We start from the raw sequence: 18,632 nt of genomic DNA on the forward strand, positions 1-18,632 counted from the left end.
GCTCGTGCGTGCGGGCGAAGCGTGGGTGCCGTTGTCCGGCGAAGGCGGGCACGTGTCGTTCGCGCCGTCGGACGAGCGCGAGGACCGGGTACTTGCCCATGCGCGCAAGCGCTGGCCGCACGGGTCGTTCGAGCGGCTCGCGGCCGGGCCGGGGATCGCGGCGATTCATGAGGCGCTGGCCGCGCGCGACGGCCGTGCGATCGTCGAGACCGATCCGGCCGTCATCGTCGAGCGCATGCTCGCGGGCGATGCGGATTGCGGCGTGACGCTCGATTGCTTCTGCGCAATGCTCGGCACGTTCGCGGGCAACCTGGCGCTGACGCTCGGCGCGACCGGCGGCATCCATATCGGCGGCGGGGGGGCCGCGCCTCGGCGCCCGTTTCGATGCATCGCCGTTTCGCGCACGCTTCGAGGCGAAAGGCCGCTTCGCGGGCTATCTCGCGCGTATTCCGACGTTCGTGATCACCGCGCCCTATCCGGCGTTCGCCGGCGTATCGCGGCTGCTGGCGCGCGTGCTCGGCGAGGCCGATTGAAGACACATGCGCTCGATGCGGCGGCAGCGGGCCGCAATGTCATCGTTCAGTCGTCATCGTGTCGGCATCCTGAAAGAAAATCTTCCGGATTCGGCGTTTGCCTATGGAATGTGCGGACTGGAAGTTGATCGGCAGCTCATTTATCGTTGATGGAGAGGCTTCGGCGTAGCGCGATCGGGAGGCGTCGTGACAAGACTTGAGAAGGTCTGGCAATTGCTCGTCGGAAAGCCGCTCGACCCGCTCGATCCGCGCACGCGGCATGCGATCGCCGTGACGCCGCTGCTGGCCTGGGTCGGGCTCGGCGCCGACGGGCTGTCGTCGTCGTGCTACGGCCCGGAAGAAGCGTTCCTCGCGCTGGCGCACCACACGCCGCTCGCCCTGTTCCTCGCGCTCGCGACGTCGGCCACCGTATTCATCATCGCGCTCGGCTACAACCAGGTGATCGAGCTGTTCCCGACGGGCGGCGGCGGGTATCGCGTCGCGACGTCGCTGCTCGGGTCGAAGCCGGGGCTCGTATCGGGGGCGGCGCTGCTGGTCGACTACGTACTGACCGTCGCGACGTCGCTCGCGAGCGGCGTCGACGCATTCTTCAGCCTGCTGCCGGTGAGCGCGCAGGCGTTCAAGCTCACGACCGAGATCGTGCTGATCCTGCTGATGACGGGGCTCAACTTCCGCGGGATGCGCGAATCGATCATGGTGCTGCTGCCGATCTTCGTCGGCTTCGTGATCCTGCACTTCGCGCTGATCGTCTATGGCATCGCCGTGCACGGCGGCAACCTCGCGATGATCGTGCCCGATGCCGTGCACGAGGCGCACGGGATGTCGCAGTCGCTCGGCGTATTCGTGATGCTCGCGCTGCTGATGCGCGCGTTCTCGCTCGGCGGCGGCACCTATACGGGCCTCGAGGCCGTGTCGAACAACGTGAACATGCTCGCCGATCCGCGCGTGCCGAATGGCAAGGTGACGATGTGGTACATGTCGACCTCGCTCGCGTTCACGGCCGGCGGCATCATCCTGCTGTACATGCTGTGGCACGCGCGGCCGGTCGAAGGCCAGACGCTCAACGCGGTCGTGTTCGGCAGCGTGATCGACCATCTCGGGCTCGGCTCGGCATTCGCGCGCCACGCATTGCTCGCGGCCGTGCTCGCGTTCGAGGCCGGGCTGCTGATGGTCGGCGCGCAGACGGGCTTCCTCGACGGCCCGGCCGTGCTGTCGAACATGGCGTCGGATTCGTGGGTGCCGCGCCATTTCCGCGACCTGTCGGGGCGCCTCGTGCGGCAGAACGGGATCATCGTCGTCGGGCTGTCGAGCCTGCTGATCCTGTTGTGGACGCACGGCAGCGTCGACGTGCTCGTCGTGCTGTACAGCATCAACGTGTTCCTCACGTTCAGCCTGTCGCTGCTCGGGCTGTGCACTTACTGGTGGCGCCATCGCAGCGAGCAGGGCTGGTTCAAGCACTTCTTCCTGTCGGCGCTCGGGCTGAGCGTGACGGCGACCGTGCTCGTCATCACGCTGATCGAGAAGTTCACGGCGGGTGGCTGGCTCACGGTGCTCGTGACGAGCGCGGTGATCGCGCTGTGCTTCATGATCAACCGCCACTACGCATACACGCGCGCGCAGCTCGCGAAGGAAGATGCGCTGTTCTCCGGCAAACCGCCCGAAGTCGACGAGGCTACCGCGCCGGGCAAGCCCGATCCGTCGCAACCGACGGCCGTGCTGCTGGTCGGCAAGCATCGCGGCGCGAGCATGCACGCGCTGCTGTGGGTCAACCGGCTGTTTCCCGGGCATTTCCGCAACGTGATCTTCCTCGCGGTCGGCGAGGTCGATGCGAAGGCGTACGACGGGCACGAGCATCTCGAACGGCTGCGTCATTCGATCACCGAAGCGCTCGACTACTATGTCGCGCACTGCCGCCGCAACGGCATCGCGGCCGACTACCGGATCGCGTTCGGCACGAATCCCCTGGTCGAATTCATGAACCTCGCGTCGTCGACGCTCGACGAGTACCCGAACGCCGTGTGCTTCGCGAGCAAGCTGATCTTCCGGCGCGTGAATTTCCTCACGGCCTGGCTGCACAACCAGACGCCCGTCGAGCTGCAGGCGCGCCTGCACGTCGAGGGCAAGCAGATGGTGCTGTTGCCGATGAACGTCGGGTAACGGTGCGGCGCGTACGCGCTCGCATGAGCGTGGCGCGGCAAGCGTGTGGGCGACTGCCGGGAGCAGCCGTCAGGGCTGATGATGCCGATGCGGGCGGTGAGGCCGCCGCAGCGGCGGGTGATGGAATTTGGCCCTCAGTCGGTCGCGCCCCGGGCGCTTGATGAAGAACAGCACGGCGAGCGCGACAAACGCCAGCAGCACGACGACTTCCACGATCCCGTTTTCCATGGTGTCTCCCGGTCGCGGGCGGACGATCCTTCTGCGGTGTTCGGCGTTCGAGCGAATGCCGGCGGCCGCATGCGACGACGCTTTCATGTCTCATTGTAGGTCGGCGTGCGCCGGCTTGACGCGTGCGTATGCGTCGCCCACACTGGTCGACACGAGGGTCGCGCGGTTGACTCTGTCCGTTGCACGACCGCGCTTTCCGTGAACCGCGACGAGGTGCGATGTGGTGCGCTTTTCTGTCGGCCTGGCCGGCCGGATGCTGGCGTGCGCTGCCGCGTTCGGCGCGTTGAACGCCGTCGGCGCGCCGCCGGGCACGGGCCCGGCGGTGGGTGGGGCGAACGACGTCGCCGACGAAGCGCCCGTCACGGTCGTCAGCGACGTCCACGAATTCGTGATCCAGCACGACGGCTCGCTCGACGAGCACGACGATTCGACGCTGCGCGCGAACGACGCGAACGGTATCGATGCAATCGCGCAGCGCTACGTGTGGTTCGACAAGAATCTCGAGAAGGTGGACCTGCTCGCGGCCGAGACGATCGACCGCGACGGTGTCGCGCATCCGGTCGGTGCGGACGGCATCCGTGACGTGCAGGAACCGCGCTCGGCCGGCGCGCCGACATTCCAGGACGGGCTGCTGCGCACCGTCGTGTTTCCCGGCGTCGAATCCGGGTCGAGCACGCGCGTGGCGTTCCGCAAGACCCGCACGAAGCCGGTCAACCGCGGCTACTTTGGCTATACCGTGGCGCCGTCGCGCGAGCCGGTCGACAGCCAGCGGCTGATCTTCGACATGCCCGCCGACATGCCGCTGTATGCGGATGCGCGCGGCTACGTCGCGCTGCCGCCGGTCACCGCGAACGGCCGCACGCGCTACGAATTCGACTACCGGCACGGCCCGTACGACCGCATCGAGAACGGCGCGGTCGGCTACGCGACCTACGGCGACCGCCTCGTCGTGTCGACATTGCCCGACTACGCGGCGTTCGCCGCGCGCTACCGCAACGCGGCCGTCGATCCGGGCGCGGACGATCCGGTCGTGGCGCAGCTGGCGCGCACGCTCACCGCGGGTGTCGCCGATCCGCGCGACAAGGCGCGCATCCTGTACGACTGGGTGCAGGCGAACATCCGTTACGTCGGGTTGTTTCTCGGCGAAACGGCTGCCGCGCCGCATCACGTGACGGACATCCTGCGCAACCGCTACGGCGACTGCAAGGATCATGTCGCGCTGTTCGGCGCGCTGCTCGCGGCGGTCGGCATTCGCAGCGAACCGGTGCTGCTCAATCTCGGATCCGTCTACACGCTGCCGTCGGTGCCCGGCTACGGCGGCGGTGCGATCAATCACGCGATCACGTGGCTGCCCGATCTCGCGCGCTATGCGGACACGACGACGGCCGGCATCGCATTCGGCTATCTGCCGCCGATCGTGATGGATCGTCCCGCGCTGCGGGTCGACACGGGCGTGCTGTCGCGCACCCCGGCCACGCAGCCGCGCGGCCGTATCGCGCGGGTCGGGATCGATGCGGCCGGGCCGGACGCCACGCATTTTCACGCGTACGTCGAGGACGACGGCTGGACGGCCGAACTCGAACGCAACGTGTTTCGCCGCGCGACGCACGAGCGCATCGAGCAGCTCGCGACCGAGCGTCTCCGGCAAAGCGGCTTGCGCGGCCGCGCGCAACTGTCGACCAGCGACCGGCGCGTCACCGACGGGCCGTTCGACGTGACGATGTCGGGCACGCTCGATCATTTCGTGTGGCCTGACGGCACGACCGCGTTGCCCGCGCTGTCGAGCCTGACGGGCGGCATCGCGACGCAGGTCGAGAGCTGGCTCGCCGAGCCCGTGCGCACGCAGCCGTGGGGCTGCGTTGGCGGTACGTTCGACGAGACCGGCCAGATTGCGCTGCCGGCCGGCGTCGCGGTGACCGACCTGCCGGCCGATACGACCGTGCACGACCGCTTCGTCGACTTCACGTCGCATTACGTATTCGACGCGGCCGCGCGCGTCGTGCAGGTCACGCGGCGGATGACGGCGAATTTTGGCCGTCAGGTGTGTACGGCGGACGAATTCACGGCGCTGCGCGCGTCGCTCGAACGCATCGAACGCGACACGCAGGCGCAGATCGTCGTGCGGGCGAAGGGGCGTTGAACGGGCAGTGGGCGCGTCGCCGCCATCGGCCAACGCACAGGAGGACATCATGACGGAACGGGACTACGAGATCGCCGATCTCTCGAAGGATTTGCTGGGCCGGATCGTGCAGGGCACCGTCGCGAACGGCGCGCCTGTGGATGCAGAGCAGTGCGCTGCGCTCGCCGTGCAATGCGCGACGGCGCTGGTCGACAAGCTCGACGCGCGCAGCGGCTGAAAGCGGAAGGACGTCACGCGCGGCGGCGACTTGAGCACCGCCGGCGAATGTGCGACTTCGGAACGAAGCAACGCGTAGCGGCCCCGGTCAGCGTCGCACGTCAAGCGTCAGGCATCACGCATTACGCTTCGACACGCACCTCGCCGTCCGCGCGCACGGCGCCCGGCGGCTTGCCCACCACGCGCTTGAACGCGCGGCTGAACGCGGCGAGCGAACCGTAGCCGAGCCGGTACGCGACGGCCTCGATCGTTTCGTGGTCGCGCGTGATCCATTGCGCGGCGAGCCGCATCCGCAGCTCGGTCAGGTAGCGCACCGGCGTCATCCCGGTGGCCGCGAGAAAGCGTTCGGCGAACACCGAGCGCGACACGCCGGCTTCGGTCGCGAGTTCCGCCACGCTCCAGTTGCGGCCCGGGTCGCGGTGCAGCGCGACGATCGCGCGGCCGAGCTTCGGCTCGCGCAGCGCCTGCACCCAGCCGGTCGCATCACCGCATCCGCACTCGACCCAGCCGCGCACGATGAAGGCCGCGACCACATCCGCGAGCCGCGCGAGGATGCCCGCGAAGCCCGCCCGCGCCGAGCACGCCTCGCGCTCCATCGCATCGAGCATCGGGCGGATTTCCGGGTAGCGCGCAAGCAGCGTGCCGACGTGCATGAACTCGGGCATCGTGCCGACGAGCGGCTGCATGCCGCCGAGGTCGAGCTCCATGCACGCGCTGAAGATCAGCGCATCGCCGGCGCCCGGCTCGGTCGTCGCGCAACGGGCGGGCGACACGCCGGCCGGCGCCACCGACGCCACCGTATCGCAGATCTTCGCGACCTCGAAACCGTTGATCTCGCGGCACGGCGCATCGGGATCGGACACCAGCGCGTGCATGCCGCCACGCGGCAGCAGGATCGCGTCGCCGGCCTCGAGCCGCATCGTGTCGCCCGACGCGTCGCGCAGCAGCACGGGCCCGCGCCCGACGAAATGGAACTGCGCGCGGCCCGTCACATGGCCGAAGTTCAGCCCGAACGGCCGCGCGACCTGGATGCGACGGTACTGGACGCCGCTCAGGCGCATCCCCAGCAGCAGCTCGCTGACGAGGTCGTGCACGTCGGGGATGGGCGGAAGCAGGGGCTCGGACATATCGAGATTCGGACGATCGATCAACAAGAGCGGATTGTATGTCATAGACCGTCCTGACGTGGTTCCTTACGATACGCTCTCATCAGTACTTTCCCTAGCCAACACGGAACCACGCATGAATCCCGGAATCTCCACGGCCGCCTCGACGGCGGCCCCCCGCGAACCGGCCTGGGGCGCGGTATTCGCGATGACGCTCGGCGTCTTCGGGCTCGTCACGGCCGAATTCCTGCCCGCGAGCCTGCTGACGCCGATGGCCGACAGCCTCGGCGTGACCGAAGGCGTGGCCGGGCAGGCCGTCACCGCCACCGCGACGGTCGCGCTGGTCACCAGCCTGCTGATCTCGGCGCTGACGCGCACGATCGACCGGCGGCGCGTGCTGCTCGCGTTCTCGGTGCTGCTCGTCGCATCGAACCTGGCGGTTGCGTTCGCACCCAACCTGACGACGCTGCTGATCGGCCGCGTCGTGCTCGGCATCGCGCTCGGCGGCTTCTGGACGATGGCGACGGCCACCGCGATGCGGCTCGTGCCGACGGCGATGGTGCCGCGTGCGCTGTCGATCATCTTCAGCGGCGTGGCGGTCGCGACGATCGCGTCCGCGCCGATGGGCAGCTACTTCGGTCACCTGATCGGCTGGCGCAACGTGTTCCTGATCGCGGCCGTGCTCGGCGGCGTTGCGTTCGTGTCGCAGGTCATCACGCTGCCGTCGATGCCGCCGAGCGGCACGACACGGCTGCGCACGCTGATCGACGTGCTGCGCCGGCCGACCGTCGGCCTCGGGATGTTCGCGACGATCCTCGTGTTCACCGGGCATTTCGCGTTCTTCACGTACCTGCGGCCGTTCCTCGAACAGGTTGCGGGCGTCGGCGTGAACGGGCTGTCGGCGATCCTGCTCGGCTACGGCATTGCCAACTTCGTCGGCACGTCGCTCGCCGGCCGTGTGCTCGAACACCGGTTGCGGCCGATGCTGATCGGGATGCCCGCGCTGATGGTCGTGCTCGGCGTCGCGCTCGTCGCGCTCGGCCGCGCGCCGATGATCGACGCGGTGCTCGTCGCGTTGTGGGGGATGGCGTTCGGCGGCGTACCCGTCGCCTGGTCGACGTGGGTCACGCGCACCGTGCCCGACGAAGCCGAGAGTGCGGGCGGGCTGATCGTCGCGGCGATCCAGCTGGCGATCGCCACGGGCGCGGCAGCCGGCGGCGTCGTATTCGACGCGAACGGTGCGGCCGGCGTGTTCGTTGCCGCAGCCGTCGTGCTGGCCGTCGCGGTTGCGACGATCGTGACCGGCGTACCGAAGCGGGTCGGCGTGGCGGTGTCCTGACCGGCCGCCGGGCCCGTGCTTCGCGCGCGGGCCCGGCGGCGCTCGTCCGTCAGGCGGCGCCGGCGTCCGCGATGCGGTCGAGTTCCGCGAGCGCGTCTTCCGGCAGATCGAGGTCGGCCGCCGCGAGATTCTCGCGCAGATGCGCGACCGACGACGTGCCGGGAATCAGCAGCAGGTTCGGCGCGCGGTGCAGCAGCCACGCCAGCGCGACTTGCATTGGCGTCGCGCCGACGCGCGTCGCCACGCCGGACAGCGTCGACGACTGCAGCGGCGAGAAGCCGCCGAGCGGAAAGTACGGCACGTAGGCGATGCCGTCCCGGGCGACCGCGTCGATCAGCGCATCGTCGTCGCGATGCGCGATGTTGTAGTGGTTCTGCACGCAGACGATGTCGCAGATCCGGCGCCCCTCCGCGACCTGCGCGGCCGTGACGTTGCTCAGGCCGACGTGGCGGACGAGCCCGCGCCGCTGCAGTTCGGCGAGTGCGCTCAGCGGCGCTTCGATCGATCCTTCGGCCGGCCCGTGCGGGTCGAACATGATGCGCAGGTTGACGACCTCGAGCACATCGAGCCCGAGGTTGCGCAGGTTGTCGTGCACGGCCCGTTCGAGTGCGTCGGGCGCGAACGCGGGCAGCCACGATGCGTCGTCGCCGCGCCGCGCGCCGATCTTGGTGACGATCACGAGATCGTCGCGATACGGATGCAATGCATCGCGGATCAGCCGGTTGGTGACGTGCGGGCCGTAGAAATCGCTGGTGTCGATATGGTCGACGCCGCACGCGACGGCTTCGCGCAATACGCGCAATGCCGCGTCGCGGTCCTTCGGCGGGCCGAACACGCCGGGCCCCGCGAGCTGCATCGCGCCGTAGCCGATCCGTTTGACGTGGCGATTGCCGAGCCGGAAGGCGGCGGTGTGTCGAATGTCGGACATGACGGTGCTCCTGTTGATGAATGCGACCAGCATAGGCATTGGCCGCCTGCGCGATAAGCCGGCATAATCCGCACGGGTTGTACGAAAAGGCGAACAATGCAAGCCGATCTGGGTGATCTGAATGCGTTCTTGGCCGTGGCGCGCGCCAGCGGATTCCGTGACGCCGCGCGCGTGACGGGCCTCAGCGCGTCGGGGCTGAGCGAGGCCGTGCGCCGGCTGGAAGCGCAGCTTGGCGTGCGGCTGCTGCATCGCACGACGCGCAGTGTCGTGCCGACCGAAGCCGGTGAGCGCCTGCTCGCGCGTCTTGGCCCCGCGTTGACCGAAGTGGCGGCGGCGCTCGACGGTATCGGCGAATTCCGGGACAGACCGGCCGGCACGCTGAAGCTCAACGTGCCGGTCAGCGCGGCGCGGCTCGTGCTGCCGGCAATCGTGCCGCGCTTTCTCGATGCGTATCCGGACATCCGGCTGGAAGTGATCGCCGACGAAAATTTCGTCGACGTACTGGCGGCCGGATGCGACGCGGGCATCCGTTACGACGAACGGCTCGAGCAGGACATGATCGCGGTGCCGATCGGCCCGCGCATCCAGCGGTTCGCGACCGCGGCCGCCCCCGGCTATCTCGACCGTCATGGCCGGCTGCGGCATCCGCGCGAACTGCTCGCGCATCGTTGCCTGCGGGGGCGGTTCGCGAGCGGCGCAATGCCGCCGTGGGAGTTCGAGCGCGACGGCGAGGTCGTGCGGATCCAGCCGGCCGCCGGGCCGCTGCTGGTGCAGATCGGCGGCGCGACCGACCTGGTCGTCGACGCGGCGATCGCCGGCACGGGCATCGTGCATCTCTTCGAGGACTGGTTGCGACCGCATTTCGACAGCGGGGCGCTCGAACGCGTGCTCGAACCGTGGTGGCGGCCGTTTTCGGGCCCCTTCCTCTATTACCCCGGGCGCCGTCTCGTGCCGCCCGCACTGCGCGCGTTCATCGATTTCATCAAGGCATCCTGAGCGTTGCTTGCCTGCGGGCGGGCGACGTGGCGGCCCGCCGCTCAGCGCACCGGTGCGTGCGTGTCGAGCAACTGCCGGTGGCGCGCCTCCGTCGCGTCGTCGGCGGGGAACATGCACTCCATGCGCAGCTCTTGCGCGGCGGCGCTTTGCGGCGTCCCCACCGTCGTGACCAGCGAGAAGTAACGCAGCACGACGCCTTCGTGCACGAAGCCGATCGGGATCACCGGCAGCGACGGTGCGGCGGCCGGCGCCGGCGGCGTGTTCCAGTCGTGCGGGGCATCGGGGCTGGCGAGCAGGTCGTCGAGCAGTCGCCGCGTGTCGTCGTCGATCACGCGCCCCACCGATTCGCGATGCACGCGCTGCAGCAGGCTGCGCGACACCGTCTCCCAGTCGGCCACGAACGGCCGCATGCCGTGCGGATCGAACATCAGGCGCAGCAGGTTGCGAGGGCCGCCGCGCGCGGCCATCTCGATGAAGCAGCCGAAAAAGCGGGGTGCCGCGTCGTTGGTCATCAGCACGTTCCAGTGGCGGTCCATCACGATCGCCGGAAACGGATCGTGCTGGCGCACGACCCGTTCGAGCGCGCGGATCACGCCGTTCATCTCCTGCGCGTCCCACGGCGCTTCCGAATACACCGGTGCATAGCCGGCCGCGAGCAGCAGTGCGTTGCGCTCGCGCAGCGGCACGTCCAGTGCCTGCGCGAGCGTCAGCAGCGTGTCGCGGCCCGGCACGCTGCGCCCGCTTTCGATGAAGCTGATCTGGCGCTGCGAGATGCCCGCGTCGAGCGACAGATCGAGCTGGCTCACGCCGCGCACGTCGCGCCAGTAACGCAGCAACTGGCCCAGTTCGCGCGGCGGCGCGTGCGGTTCGCGGCGGCTGGCGTTCATCGTGCCTCCCAGGGCGTTCCGTAAGCGACGCGCTCGACTATATCGGACTCACGCGGCGTTCGCATGCCACGCGAACGCGTCGAACGGCGCTTCGATCATGGGCCGCGTCACGCTGCCGACGTAGTTCGTGATAGTCGATGCGGCGACCACCGCGATCACTTCCAGCAACTGTTCGTCGCTGAAGCTCGCGTCGAGGAACGCCTGCCGGTCGGCATCGGCCAGGCGGCCGCGGGTGTCGATCAGCTTGCGCGCCGTGGCCGACAGCGCGGCCAGTTTCGCGTCGCCCGGCAGAGCGCCGCGGCGGATCGCGTCGACGTCGGCACGGGTCACCCCCTGTTTCAGCGCAAGCGCGGTATGGAAGGCGACCGGCCATTCGCTCGCGTTCGTGACCGCGTTGGTGAGCAGGAGCGTCTGGATCTGCGGCTCGGTGAGGCTGCTGGCGTGCACGCGCTCGAACAGGCCGATGAAGCCGTTGATCAGCACCGGCGACGCGGCCATGGCCGCCGCGATGTTCGGGACGATGCCGAAGGTTTGCTGGAGCTGCCGGAGGACGGGCTTGGATGCGGCCGGCGCCGAGTCGATGGTGTGAAGCGGATAGGCGGACATGATGACTCCGGGGTGGTGAGCGCCGCCGGAATGGCGGCGCGACACCCGAAGCGTAGGAGCGGCCGCGTCGCGCGCCAATTACATCGGATGTAATCATTCGATGCGCGCGAAGCCGTCCACTCCCCGAAGCGGCTAGCCGCCTTGCCTGACCATCTCCGCCAGCGTCTTCATCGCCTGCAGGTACGGATACGGCCCGTGGCTGATGCGGGCCACGCCGTATTCCGCGAATTCGGCGAGCGTCGGCGTCTCCGCGATGCGCATCACGTTCACCGGTAGCGGCGAGGCGGCCGTCAGCGCGCGGATGAGCGCCGGCGAGCGCAGCCCCGGTACGAACAGGCCATCGGCGCCGGCCGCGGCATACGCGCGTGCGCGGGCCAGCGTGGCGTCGAGCAGGCGTTCGTCGTGCGTGTCGGCCGGCGCCTTGAAGAACACGTCGGTACGCGCATTGATGAAGTAGTCGGCGCCTGCACGATCGGCCGCCTGCCGTGCAGCCGCGAGACGCGCTACCGCTTCTTCGACGTTACGCAATTCGCCCGTCGCCGGGAAGCTGTCTTCGAGATTGCAGCCGATCGCGCCGGCTTGGATGCTGAGCGCGATCGTCTCGGCCACATCTTCCGGCCGCTCGCCGTACCCGCTTTCGAGATCGACGGTGACGGGCAGGTCGGTCGCGCGCGTGATCCGCTCCAGCACTTCCATCATCAGTGCGCGTGGCATCTGCTCGCCGTCGACGAAACCGTTGGCCGCCGCAACCGACCAGCTGCCGGTTGCCAGCGAGACGGCACCCGCGTCGGCCGCCGTGCGCGCGCTGCCGGCGTCCCACACGTTGAACAGCGCCAGCGGCTGGCCTGCGCGGTGAAGCGAACGGAAATACGCGCCCTTCTCATTGCTGCTCATGCTTGTGTCTCCTTGTGGAAAACGGGGTCGGTCGTCGTGCCGAACGATACTGCCACCGTATCGAGCGCCGCGAGAAAATCGCGCGCGTCGAACAGCTCGCCGAGACTGCGCACGCCGCCCGACACCGCGGTGTTGCCCGCGATCAGGCGCACGGCTGCCTCGACGATGATCGGTGCGCTCACCGCGTAGATGTCCTGCCCGGACGCCGTCGCGCGGTGCGTCGTGCCGCCCTGCACGACGATCGCGTCCATCGCGAACCGCTGCGCCGAGCGTCCCAGCGCGTCGGTCGGCTCGGGCGGCGGCGTGGCGGCATCGCGCACGTCGCGCAGCGCAGGGGTCGCGAGCCACGATTCGATCGTGTCGATACGCAGGTGACGCGATAGTGTCATCACTTCGGAAAACGGCAGCAATGTCACGTCGACGCGGCCGATCGGCGGCGGGAACGGCCATGCGCGTTCGAGTGCGGTCGACGGCACCGGCGTCGGCTTGCCGTCCTTCAGCACGAGTCGCACCGCGCGATTGCGTCCGCCCGTCACGCGCGTGCCGCGCGTCGGGTGCCAGCGGTCGAGCCCGGTCGCGATATCGACGCGCTCGATCGGCTGGTGCTGGTCCACGACGGCCGTGACGAGCAGGTCAGCCAGGCCGCCGTAGAACGCCGCGGCCGGCACGATGGTCACGCCGGCGGCGCGCGCCCGCGCGTCGCCGTGTTCGGCCAGCGCCAGCACCGACGGCTGCTCGGCCGTCAGGTCGAGATAGGGGAGGCCGGCCCGCAGCGCGGCATCGGCCAGCGGCAGCGCGGTATCGAGGTACGGGCCCGCGCAGTTGATCACCGCATCCGTGCCGTGCAACGCGGCGTCGAGCGCGGCCGGATCGTCGATCGCCGCGACGCGCGCGAGCGTCGCATCGCCGCCGTCTTCCGCGAGCCGCGCGGCATCGCGCCCGACGCGAATCGCGCGCAGGCCGCGCCGCGCCAGCTCGGCGACGACAAACCGCCCGGTGTGACCCGTGGCGCCATAGACTGCAACCGTCGTTCGATCGTCCATGATCCGTTCCGATACAGAACGGTCTGTTTTATAGTACAGACCTGTATCGTCGTCAAGCCGGCGGTGCTATGATCGGATCACTGTTGCGGGAGTGGGCGGCCAGCCAGGCCGGGTCGGGATGAAAAAGGACACAGGCACACCAGGGAACGCGCCCGATACGCGCGAACGCATTCTGCGAACGGCCAGCGAGCTGTTCTACCGGGAGGGTACGCGCGCGGTCGGCGTGGACCTGATCGTCGCGCAGGCAGGCGTGGCGAAGACGAGCCTCTATCGTCACTTCGCGACGAAGGACGACCTGATCGAAGCGTTCCTGCTGCGCGAGGACGCCGATTTCTGGGCGCATTGGGATGCGGTGGCCGCGCGGTACCGGCGCACCCCGCGCGAGGAACTGGATGCGCAACTGCAATGGATCGGCGAACGCATTGCGCGCCCCGGCTATCGTGGCTGTCCGCAGATCAACATTGCCGCCGAATACGCGGACGGCAACCATCCGGCCCGCAAGGTGGCCGTCGCGCACAAGCAGGAACTGCGGCGCCGGCTGACCGAGCTGGCCGGGGCGATCGGCGTCGACGAACCGGAAACTTTCGCATTGCGGCTCGCAACCGTCATCGACGGTGCGCTGAGCAGCGGGCAGGCGCTGCATGCGCACGGGCCCGTGGCCTTCCTGCAGGCATTTGCGCAACTGCTGTTGCCGAAGCGGGGCCGGAAATAAGCGCTGCCGCCGCAGCGAACCGCGCGCCGGTTCAGTCGCGCGCCGGGTCGACCGCCAGCGCGCGCAACTGGCCGCGCAACTGATCGACTTCCCCCGGTGCGAACGGCCGTTCGATCTCGGCATGCGTCTGTTGCCAAAGCGGAAACGCTTCGGCCAGCAGGTGTTGGCCGGCCGGCGTCAGTTCGAGCAGGCGGCTGCGCCCGTCGTCCGGATCCTGGAGGATCGTGACCAGGCCGCGCCGCTCGAGCGGCTTGAGCGCGGCCGTGAGCGTGGTGCGGTCCATCGCGAGCAGCGACGCGACCGATTTCATCGGTGCCGGCTGCGGCCGGTTCAGCGACATCAGCAGCGAAAACTGGCCGTTGGTGAGATCCAGCGGGCGCAGCGCATCGTCGAAGATCCGCGCAAGATTGCGCGCCGCGCGCTGCATGTGCAGGCACAGGCAGCAATCGCGCACCATCAGCGTCGTTTCGAAAGGGAGCTTTTCTTTTCGTGCCATGTTGCAATTGTGTTGATATCAACCTATCTTGTCAAGGTCGAGGCGCGGCAGCCCGTCGCGTCCGCCACCGGAGGAGGCAGCATGAGTGCTCAACAGCAGTTGTATCTCGCGGTGTTTCTCGGAGGCAAGGAGAGTCCCGCCATGAAGGCCTGGATGGCGCTGCCGGAAGAGGCGCGGCGCACGCGCGAGCGTGACGGCATCGCCGCATGGCACGCATGGGTCGACCGGCATCGCGACGCGATCGTCGAGATGGGCGGGCCGCTCGGCAAGACGAAGACCATCGATGCGACCGGCGTCAAGGACACGGCGAACGCGATGAGCGGCTTTACCGTCGTGCGGGCGGCCTCGCACGACGCGGCGGCCGCGCTGTTCGAAGGCCATCCGCATTTCACGCTGTTCCCGGGCGTGGCGATCGACGTGATGCCGGTGCTGGCGATTCCCGGCGCGTGAACGACGCGCGAGGCCACGCGTCGCGTATCGGCGATGCGCGGTGGCCGGCCTGCGGACGTTTTCCCGACATTCTGGATGGAGACTGGCGATGAAGCTTTACGGATTTGCCGGCACCCGCTCGCAACGCGCGCTGTGGGGGCTGAAGGAGCTGGATGCCGATTTCGAGTTCATCTCGGTGAACCTGCTTCAGGGCGAGCACAAGCGGCCTGAGTTCCTGCGCCTCAATCCGGCCGGCAAGGTGCCCGTGCTGGTGGACGGCGATCTCGTGATTCCCGAATCGGCCGCGATCGTGCTGTATCTCGCGGACAAGTACCCGGAGAAGGCGCTGCTGCCGGCCGATCCGGCGCGGCGGGCCGAGGCTTACCGGTGGGTCATGTTCGCGGTGACGGAGCTCGAGCAGCCGCTGTGGCGGATCACGCGGCACGCGTTCATCTATCCGCCGGAGAAGCGCTCGCCGGCCGACATCGAACTGGCGCGGGAGGATTTCAAGACGATGGCCGCGATTCTCGACAAGCATCTCGAAGGGCGCGAGTTCATCGTCGGCGATACGTTGACGGTAGCCGATTGCGTGACCGCTTACCTGATCGACTGGGCGGGCGAGTGCAACCTGATCGAATCGTTTCCGAATTTGCGGGCGTATCTCGAACGGCTGTATGCGCGGCCGAAAGCGCCGCAGCGGATCGCGGACGCGCGCAAGGCGGCGTGACGCGCGGTGGTCGGTCGTGCGCTGCATCGGCACGGCCGACCGCTAGGTTTGTGCAGTCGGTGAGCGGCGGTTTCGCCGCGTTCACGGGGTGACGCGTGCGTCGCTAACGCGGCGCACGCGGGTGCTCACGAAACGTCGTCAGGCCCACCAAGCGCGTGACACAGCATCGACAGGTCGCTGAACGTGAGGTGCGGCGTCGCGGCCTGCTGTTTGACGCGCTCCGCTTCCGGATGCGTATCGCGAACCACCCATGCCGCCTGAAGCCCCGCATTCAATGCGCCGACGATATCGAGGTGGTAATCGTCGCCGACATGCAGCAGTTCCGCCGGACGCACGTCGAGCGTTTCCGCCGCCGCATGAAATATCCCGGGCTCCGGCTTCGCGACGCCGAACGCCTGCGCGCTGAGCGTCGCACGGAAGAATTCGCCGCCGCCGGTCAGCCGGAGATCCGCGTTGCCGTTGGTCACCGCGATCAACGGAAACCGCGCGCTCAACCACGCGAGCGCCGGCAACGCATCCTCATAGAATTCGACCCGGTTGCGCGCGGCATAGAAGGCTGCGTACGCACGGTCGGTGAGCGCGACATCTTCGTTCGCCCGCTCCAGCGCCAGCCGGATCGAACCGATTCTCATCGCGCGGAAGTCGCCGGCGAGATCGGGGCACAATCGTTCGTATTCCTCACGCAAGTCGCTTAGCGCCTGCTGCGTGGGCAGCACGCTTTCGGTACCGGGCGCGTGCTCGATCAACCACGTGCGAAGCGCCCGCTCGGCCCGTACGACGGACGGCCCGAACGGCCACAGGGTGTCGTCCAGGTCGAACGAGAGGGCAGAAACTTGGGTGAGACGCATGGCGGTTGAAAAAGGTCGTTTACCAGGGCCACGGAATGGAGCGTCCGGTGCCGTTTTCGAGGGCCTGTCGATACAGGAAGCGTGCGACGGTCAGGTCCTGAAGCGCAAGCCCAGTCATGTCGAAGACGGTGATCTCGTGCGGCGCACGGCTAACCGTCGCGGTTCCGGCGAGGATGTCACCGATTTCAGTGCCTGGCAAATCCGGCGCCCACTGGCACTCGCCAATGCTGCGCGCCTGGTCCTGATCGTCCACGAAAATGCGGGCGCGTTCCAGCACGCCTGCCGGAAGCTCACGCTTGCCGGCGGTATCGGCGCCCACGCAGGTCAGGTGGGTGCCTGGCTGAACCGCGTCCGCATCGAACAGCGGGCCGCCGCCGGGCGTTGCCGTGATGACCACGTCGCTGTCGGCCACCGCGTCGTGCCGGTCGCGAGCCACGCCGATCGTGCATCGTTCCCGGAAGGTCGATTCGAATACGGGATCGGGCTCGCCGCTGACGTTCACGTACCGCACCGTGCACCGTTGCGGCAGCAGCGCGAGTGCGTAGTCGAGCTGCACGCGCGCCTGCACGCCGGTGCCGAACACGCAGATTCGCGTGCTGTCGCGCCGTGCGAGCAACTGCAGCCCGAGGCCGCCGGCGGCACCGGTTCGCGCGGTGGTGATCGCATTGCCGTCCATGATGCACAGCGGGCGGCCGGTGGCCGGGTCGAACAGCGCGACGGTCGCCTGATGCGGTTCGCCGCCGAGCACCCGGTTGCCGGGCCAGAATCCGGCCGCCTTGAAGCCGAGCAGATCCTGATTCGCGACATCTCCCGACTTGATGCCGAACACGCCGCCGGTGTGCAGTTTCTCGCGGACCACCGGGAACACGCGCCCGGCTCGTTGACTGTGGAGCACGAAGGCTTCGCGAACCGCCGCCGTCACTTGCGCGGCCTGGAGGGCGGGTTCGACCGTATCGCGGTCGAGGAGCAGGAGTCGGGCGTCTGTCGGCATGTTCAGGCGAGCGCTTTCGGCGCAAGGTGAATCTGGGTTATATAAATTTTGTCCAGATTTGGATAAATATTCAATGATTCGACGTGGCTACGTGGGCGCACGGTTTCGCTCACCACCCGTAGAAGCGCGGCCACGTTTGCGCGTCGCCGTCGTCGCCGAGCGCCTGATACTCGGGATGTTGCGCACCGGTGGCACACGCGTGATTCGGCAGAATGCGCAGGCGGGTGCCGATCGGGAACCGTTGCGCGATGTCGGCGTCGGGTGAGCCCACGCACGACACGATCCCGTGCTCCTGGTTCGCGGCGCTCATCACGTAGTCGCCGAGCACGTCGCCGTGTTCGGTGCAGACCTGCCCGTAGCCGAAGTCGCGCGCCTGACGCTGCGTGCCGCGGTCGCGGCTCATCGCCATCCAGCCCGCGTCGACGATTGCCCAGCCTTTCTCTTCCTGGTGCCCGATGACGGTGGTCAGCACCGATAGTGCGATGTCGGACAGACCGCACACGCCGATGTTGTGCATCACGAGATCGAACATCACGTACACGCCGGCGCGCACCTCGGTCACGCCGTCGAGGTGTTCCGCCGCGAGGGCAGTGGGTGTCGAACCGATGCTCACGACCGGGCAGGGCAGCCCGGCGGCCCGGAGGCGTTCCGCTGCCCGCACGGTGCGGCTGCGTTCCTGCTCGGCGATTGCCGCCAGCGCTTCGGGCGTGTCGTATTCGTAGCTGGAGCCCGCATGCGCGAGCACCCCGCCGAGCACCATCCCGCCGTCGACCAGCGCGCGGCCCACGTCGATCAGCAGGTCGGCGTCGCGCGGAATCCCCGAGCGGTGGCCGTCGACGTCGATCTCGATCCATACGTCGAAGCGCTCGCCTTGCGCGCGCCCGAATTCGGCGATCGCGTGCGCGGCCGCCAGGCTGTCGGCGACCAGCTTCAGGTCGCAACCCTGCCGGCGCAGCGCGAGCGCCTGGCCCAGCTTCGCGGGCACCATGCCGACTGCGTAGACGATGTCGCGGATACCGTGCGCGAAAAACTGTTCGGCTTCCTTGAGCGTCGACACCGTGATGCCCTGCGCGCCGGCCGCGAGCTGCGCATCGACGACGTGCGCGCATTTGGTGGTCTTGACGTGTGGCCGGAACCTGACGCCGAGCGCGTCCAGATGCGCCTGCATGCGGCCGATGTTGCGACGCATGCGGCCGACGTCGACCAGGGCGGCCGGGGTGTTGAGGGTTTGAAGATCCACGATGCGTTGCCTCTGAGGGTTGCCGATGCGAACACTGTAGAGGCGTCGACGGGCGCCGTGTTTAACGCACGGCTAATCCGGCATTAAATGCGGTTTAATCGACCGGATCGCGCGGG

The 18,632-nt window shown here is 68.5% G+C and carries 19 protein-coding genes and 1 pseudogene; 9 read left to right on the plus strand and 11 right to left on the minus strand.

The annotated features are described in order from the left end of the window. Window position 1: 1 nt before the first annotated feature. Both HWX39_RS04060 and HWX39_RS04065 read left to right on the plus strand, forming a co-directional pair. Window positions 2-509, plus strand: a pseudogene (locus tag HWX39_RS04060) (glucokinase); the annotation flags it as partial. Window positions 510-719: 210 nt separating this feature from the next. After that, window positions 720-2,690 carry an APC family permease gene (locus HWX39_RS04065; RefSeq protein WP_175965674.1) on the plus strand — a complete coding sequence of 657 codons (1,971 nt, stop codon included), beginning with the start codon at window positions 720-722 and terminating at the stop codon, window positions 2,688-2,690. A 69-nt stretch (window positions 2,691-2,759) separates the two neighbouring features. Here HWX39_RS04065 and HWX39_RS04070 read toward each other — a convergent pair whose 3' ends face one another. After that, complete coding sequence (locus HWX39_RS04070) at window positions 2,760-2,918, minus strand: hypothetical protein (RefSeq protein WP_175965675.1); 159 nt, start codon at window positions 2,916-2,918, stop codon at window positions 2,760-2,762. A gap of 253 nt (window positions 2,919-3,171) precedes the next feature. Here HWX39_RS04070 and HWX39_RS04075 point away from each other — a divergent pair, with 253 nt between their 5' ends. Both HWX39_RS04075 and HWX39_RS04080 read left to right on the plus strand, forming a co-directional pair. Beyond that, window positions 3,172-5,058: a DUF3857 domain-containing protein gene (locus tag HWX39_RS04075; protein ID WP_244134927.1), complete on the plus strand. Its 1,887-nt coding sequence runs from the start codon at window positions 3,172-3,174 to the stop codon at window positions 5,056-5,058. Between the two features lie 49 nt (window positions 5,059-5,107). After that, window positions 5,108-5,275, plus strand: a complete 168-nt coding sequence (locus HWX39_RS04080; RefSeq protein WP_174378269.1) for a hypothetical protein — start codon at window positions 5,108-5,110, stop codon at window positions 5,273-5,275. Between the two features lie 121 nt (window positions 5,276-5,396). Here HWX39_RS04080 and HWX39_RS04085 read toward each other — a convergent pair whose 3' ends face one another. Continuing rightward, complete coding sequence (locus tag HWX39_RS04085) at window positions 5,397-6,446, minus strand: AraC family transcriptional regulator (RefSeq protein ID WP_175965676.1); 1,050 nt, start codon at window positions 6,444-6,446, stop codon at window positions 5,397-5,399. Between the two features lie 70 nt (window positions 6,447-6,516). On the opposite strand from HWX39_RS04085, the gene HWX39_RS04090 reads away from it, so the two are divergent. Continuing rightward, window positions 6,517-7,719, plus strand: a complete 1,203-nt coding sequence (locus HWX39_RS04090; RefSeq protein ID WP_175965677.1) for an MFS transporter — start codon at window positions 6,517-6,519, stop codon at window positions 7,717-7,719. 49 nt (window positions 7,720-7,768) lie between these two features. On the opposite strand, the gene HWX39_RS04095 is transcribed toward HWX39_RS04090, so the two are convergent. After that, a complete protein-coding gene (locus HWX39_RS04095; protein ID WP_175965678.1) occupies window positions 7,769-8,647 on the minus strand; it encodes an aldo/keto reductase family oxidoreductase in 879 nt (292 codons plus the stop codon). A 96-nt stretch (window positions 8,648-8,743) separates the two neighbouring features. Between HWX39_RS04095 and HWX39_RS04100 the strand changes: the two genes are divergently transcribed. Further along, entirely contained in the window at window positions 8,744-9,643 is a 900-nt protein-coding gene (locus HWX39_RS04100; protein WP_175965679.1) for a LysR family transcriptional regulator, read from the plus strand. 41 nt (window positions 9,644-9,684) lie between these two features. Here HWX39_RS04100 and HWX39_RS04105 read toward each other — a convergent pair whose 3' ends face one another. The 4 genes from HWX39_RS04105 to HWX39_RS04120 all read right to left on the minus strand — a co-directional run bounded on the left by HWX39_RS04105 (window position 9,685) and on the right by HWX39_RS04120 (window position 13,073). Then, window positions 9,685-10,530, minus strand: coding sequence for a helix-turn-helix transcriptional regulator (locus tag HWX39_RS04105; protein WP_175965680.1), 846 nt, complete (start codon window positions 10,528-10,530; stop codon window positions 9,685-9,687). Window positions 10,531-10,578: 48 nt separating this feature from the next. Then, window positions 10,579-11,136, minus strand: a complete 558-nt coding sequence (locus HWX39_RS04110; RefSeq protein ID WP_175966081.1) for a carboxymuconolactone decarboxylase family protein — start codon at window positions 11,134-11,136, stop codon at window positions 10,579-10,581. Between the two features lie 132 nt (window positions 11,137-11,268). After that, window positions 11,269-12,030, minus strand: coding sequence for an isocitrate lyase/phosphoenolpyruvate mutase family protein (locus HWX39_RS04115; protein WP_175965681.1), 762 nt, complete (start codon window positions 12,028-12,030; stop codon window positions 11,269-11,271). Next, entirely contained in the window at window positions 12,027-13,073 is a 1,047-nt protein-coding gene (locus HWX39_RS04120) for a saccharopine dehydrogenase NADP-binding domain-containing protein (RefSeq protein WP_175965682.1), read from the minus strand. The genes HWX39_RS04115 and HWX39_RS04120 overlap by 4 nt, the downstream gene beginning before the upstream one ends. Window positions 13,074-13,191: 118 nt before the next feature. Between HWX39_RS04120 and HWX39_RS04125 the strand changes: the two genes are divergently transcribed. Beyond that, a complete protein-coding gene (locus HWX39_RS04125; RefSeq protein ID WP_175965683.1) occupies window positions 13,192-13,785 on the plus strand; it encodes a TetR/AcrR family transcriptional regulator in 594 nt (197 codons plus the stop codon). A 31-nt stretch (window positions 13,786-13,816) separates the two neighbouring features. Here HWX39_RS04125 and HWX39_RS04130 read toward each other — a convergent pair whose 3' ends face one another. Further along, entirely contained in the window at window positions 13,817-14,281 is a 465-nt protein-coding gene (locus HWX39_RS04130) for a MarR family transcriptional regulator (RefSeq protein ID WP_175965684.1), read from the minus strand. A gap of 81 nt (window positions 14,282-14,362) precedes the next feature. On the opposite strand from HWX39_RS04130, the gene HWX39_RS04135 reads away from it, so the two are divergent. Together HWX39_RS04135 and HWX39_RS04140 are read left to right on the plus strand one after the other, a co-directional pair. After that, window positions 14,363-14,731: a hypothetical protein gene (locus tag HWX39_RS04135; protein WP_175965685.1), complete on the plus strand. Its 369-nt coding sequence runs from the start codon at window positions 14,363-14,365 to the stop codon at window positions 14,729-14,731. Window positions 14,732-14,819: 88 nt separating this feature from the next. Continuing rightward, a complete protein-coding gene (locus tag HWX39_RS04140; protein ID WP_175965686.1) occupies window positions 14,820-15,437 on the plus strand; it encodes a glutathione S-transferase family protein in 618 nt (205 codons plus the stop codon). Between the two features lie 125 nt (window positions 15,438-15,562). On the opposite strand, the gene HWX39_RS04145 is transcribed toward HWX39_RS04140, so the two are convergent. From HWX39_RS04145 to HWX39_RS04155, 3 genes are all read right to left on the minus strand, one after another. Continuing rightward, window positions 15,563-16,285, minus strand: coding sequence for an HAD-IA family hydrolase (locus tag HWX39_RS04145; protein WP_175965687.1), 723 nt, complete (start codon window positions 16,283-16,285; stop codon window positions 15,563-15,565). Window positions 16,286-16,304: 19 nt separating this feature from the next. Then, window positions 16,305-17,276 carry an ornithine cyclodeaminase family protein gene (locus HWX39_RS04150; protein WP_175965688.1) on the minus strand — a complete coding sequence of 324 codons (972 nt, stop codon included), beginning with the start codon at window positions 17,274-17,276 and terminating at the stop codon, window positions 16,305-16,307. 109 nt (window positions 17,277-17,385) lie between these two features. Beyond that, window positions 17,386-18,516 (minus strand): DSD1 family PLP-dependent enzyme, encoded by a 1,131-nt coding sequence (locus tag HWX39_RS04155; protein WP_175965689.1) that lies wholly within the window; start codon window positions 18,514-18,516, stop codon window positions 17,386-17,388. Between the last annotated feature and the right edge of the window lie 116 nt (window positions 18,517-18,632).

The sequence above is a fragment of the Burkholderia sp. BCC0322 genome (assembly GCF_902833045.1).
Taxonomy (GTDB): Bacteria; Pseudomonadota; Gammaproteobacteria; order Burkholderiales; family Burkholderiaceae; genus Burkholderia.

Coding starts and splice junctions, on each gene's coding strand:
- HWX39_RS04125 (WP_175965683.1), top strand. CDS start 13,192: ATGAAAAAGGACACAGGCACACCAGGGAACGCGCCCGATACGCGCGAA.
- HWX39_RS04070 (WP_175965675.1), bottom strand. CDS start 2,918: ATGGAAAACGGGATCGTGGAAGTCGTCGTGCTGCTGGCGTTTGTCGCG.
- HWX39_RS04130 (WP_175965684.1), bottom strand. CDS start 14,281: ATGGCACGAAAAGAAAAGCTCCCTTTCGAAACGACGCTGATGGTGCGC.
- HWX39_RS04090 (WP_175965677.1), top strand. CDS start 6,517: ATGAATCCCGGAATCTCCACGGCCGCCTCGACGGCGGCCCCCCGCGAA.
- HWX39_RS04075 (WP_244134927.1), top strand. CDS start 3,172: ATGCTGGCGTGCGCTGCCGCGTTCGGCGCGTTGAACGCCGTCGGCGCG.
- HWX39_RS04115 (WP_175965681.1), bottom strand. CDS start 12,030: ATGAGCAGCAATGAGAAGGGCGCGTATTTCCGTTCGCTTCACCGCGCA.
- HWX39_RS04085 (WP_175965676.1), bottom strand. CDS start 6,446: ATGACATACAATCCGCTCTTGTTGATCGATCGTCCGAATCTCGATATG.
- HWX39_RS04110 (WP_175966081.1), bottom strand. CDS start 11,136: ATGTCCGCCTATCCGCTTCACACCATCGACTCGGCGCCGGCCGCATCC.
- HWX39_RS04135 (WP_175965685.1), top strand. CDS start 14,363: ATGAGTGCTCAACAGCAGTTGTATCTCGCGGTGTTTCTCGGAGGCAAG.
- HWX39_RS04080 (WP_174378269.1), top strand. CDS start 5,108: ATGACGGAACGGGACTACGAGATCGCCGATCTCTCGAAGGATTTGCTG.
- HWX39_RS04120 (WP_175965682.1), bottom strand. CDS start 13,073: ATGGACGATCGAACGACGGTTGCAGTCTATGGCGCCACGGGTCACACC.
- HWX39_RS04095 (WP_175965678.1), bottom strand. CDS start 8,647: ATGTCCGACATTCGACACACCGCCGCCTTCCGGCTCGGCAATCGCCAC.
- HWX39_RS04145 (WP_175965687.1), bottom strand. CDS start 16,285: ATGCGTCTCACCCAAGTTTCTGCCCTCTCGTTCGACCTGGACGACACC.
- HWX39_RS04105 (WP_175965680.1), bottom strand. CDS start 10,530: ATGAACGCCAGCCGCCGCGAACCGCACGCGCCGCCGCGCGAACTGGGC.
- HWX39_RS04100 (WP_175965679.1), top strand. CDS start 8,744: ATGCAAGCCGATCTGGGTGATCTGAATGCGTTCTTGGCCGTGGCGCGC.
- HWX39_RS04140 (WP_175965686.1), top strand. CDS start 14,820: ATGAAGCTTTACGGATTTGCCGGCACCCGCTCGCAACGCGCGCTGTGG.
- HWX39_RS04150 (WP_175965688.1), bottom strand. CDS start 17,276: ATGCCGACAGACGCCCGACTCCTGCTCCTCGACCGCGATACGGTCGAA.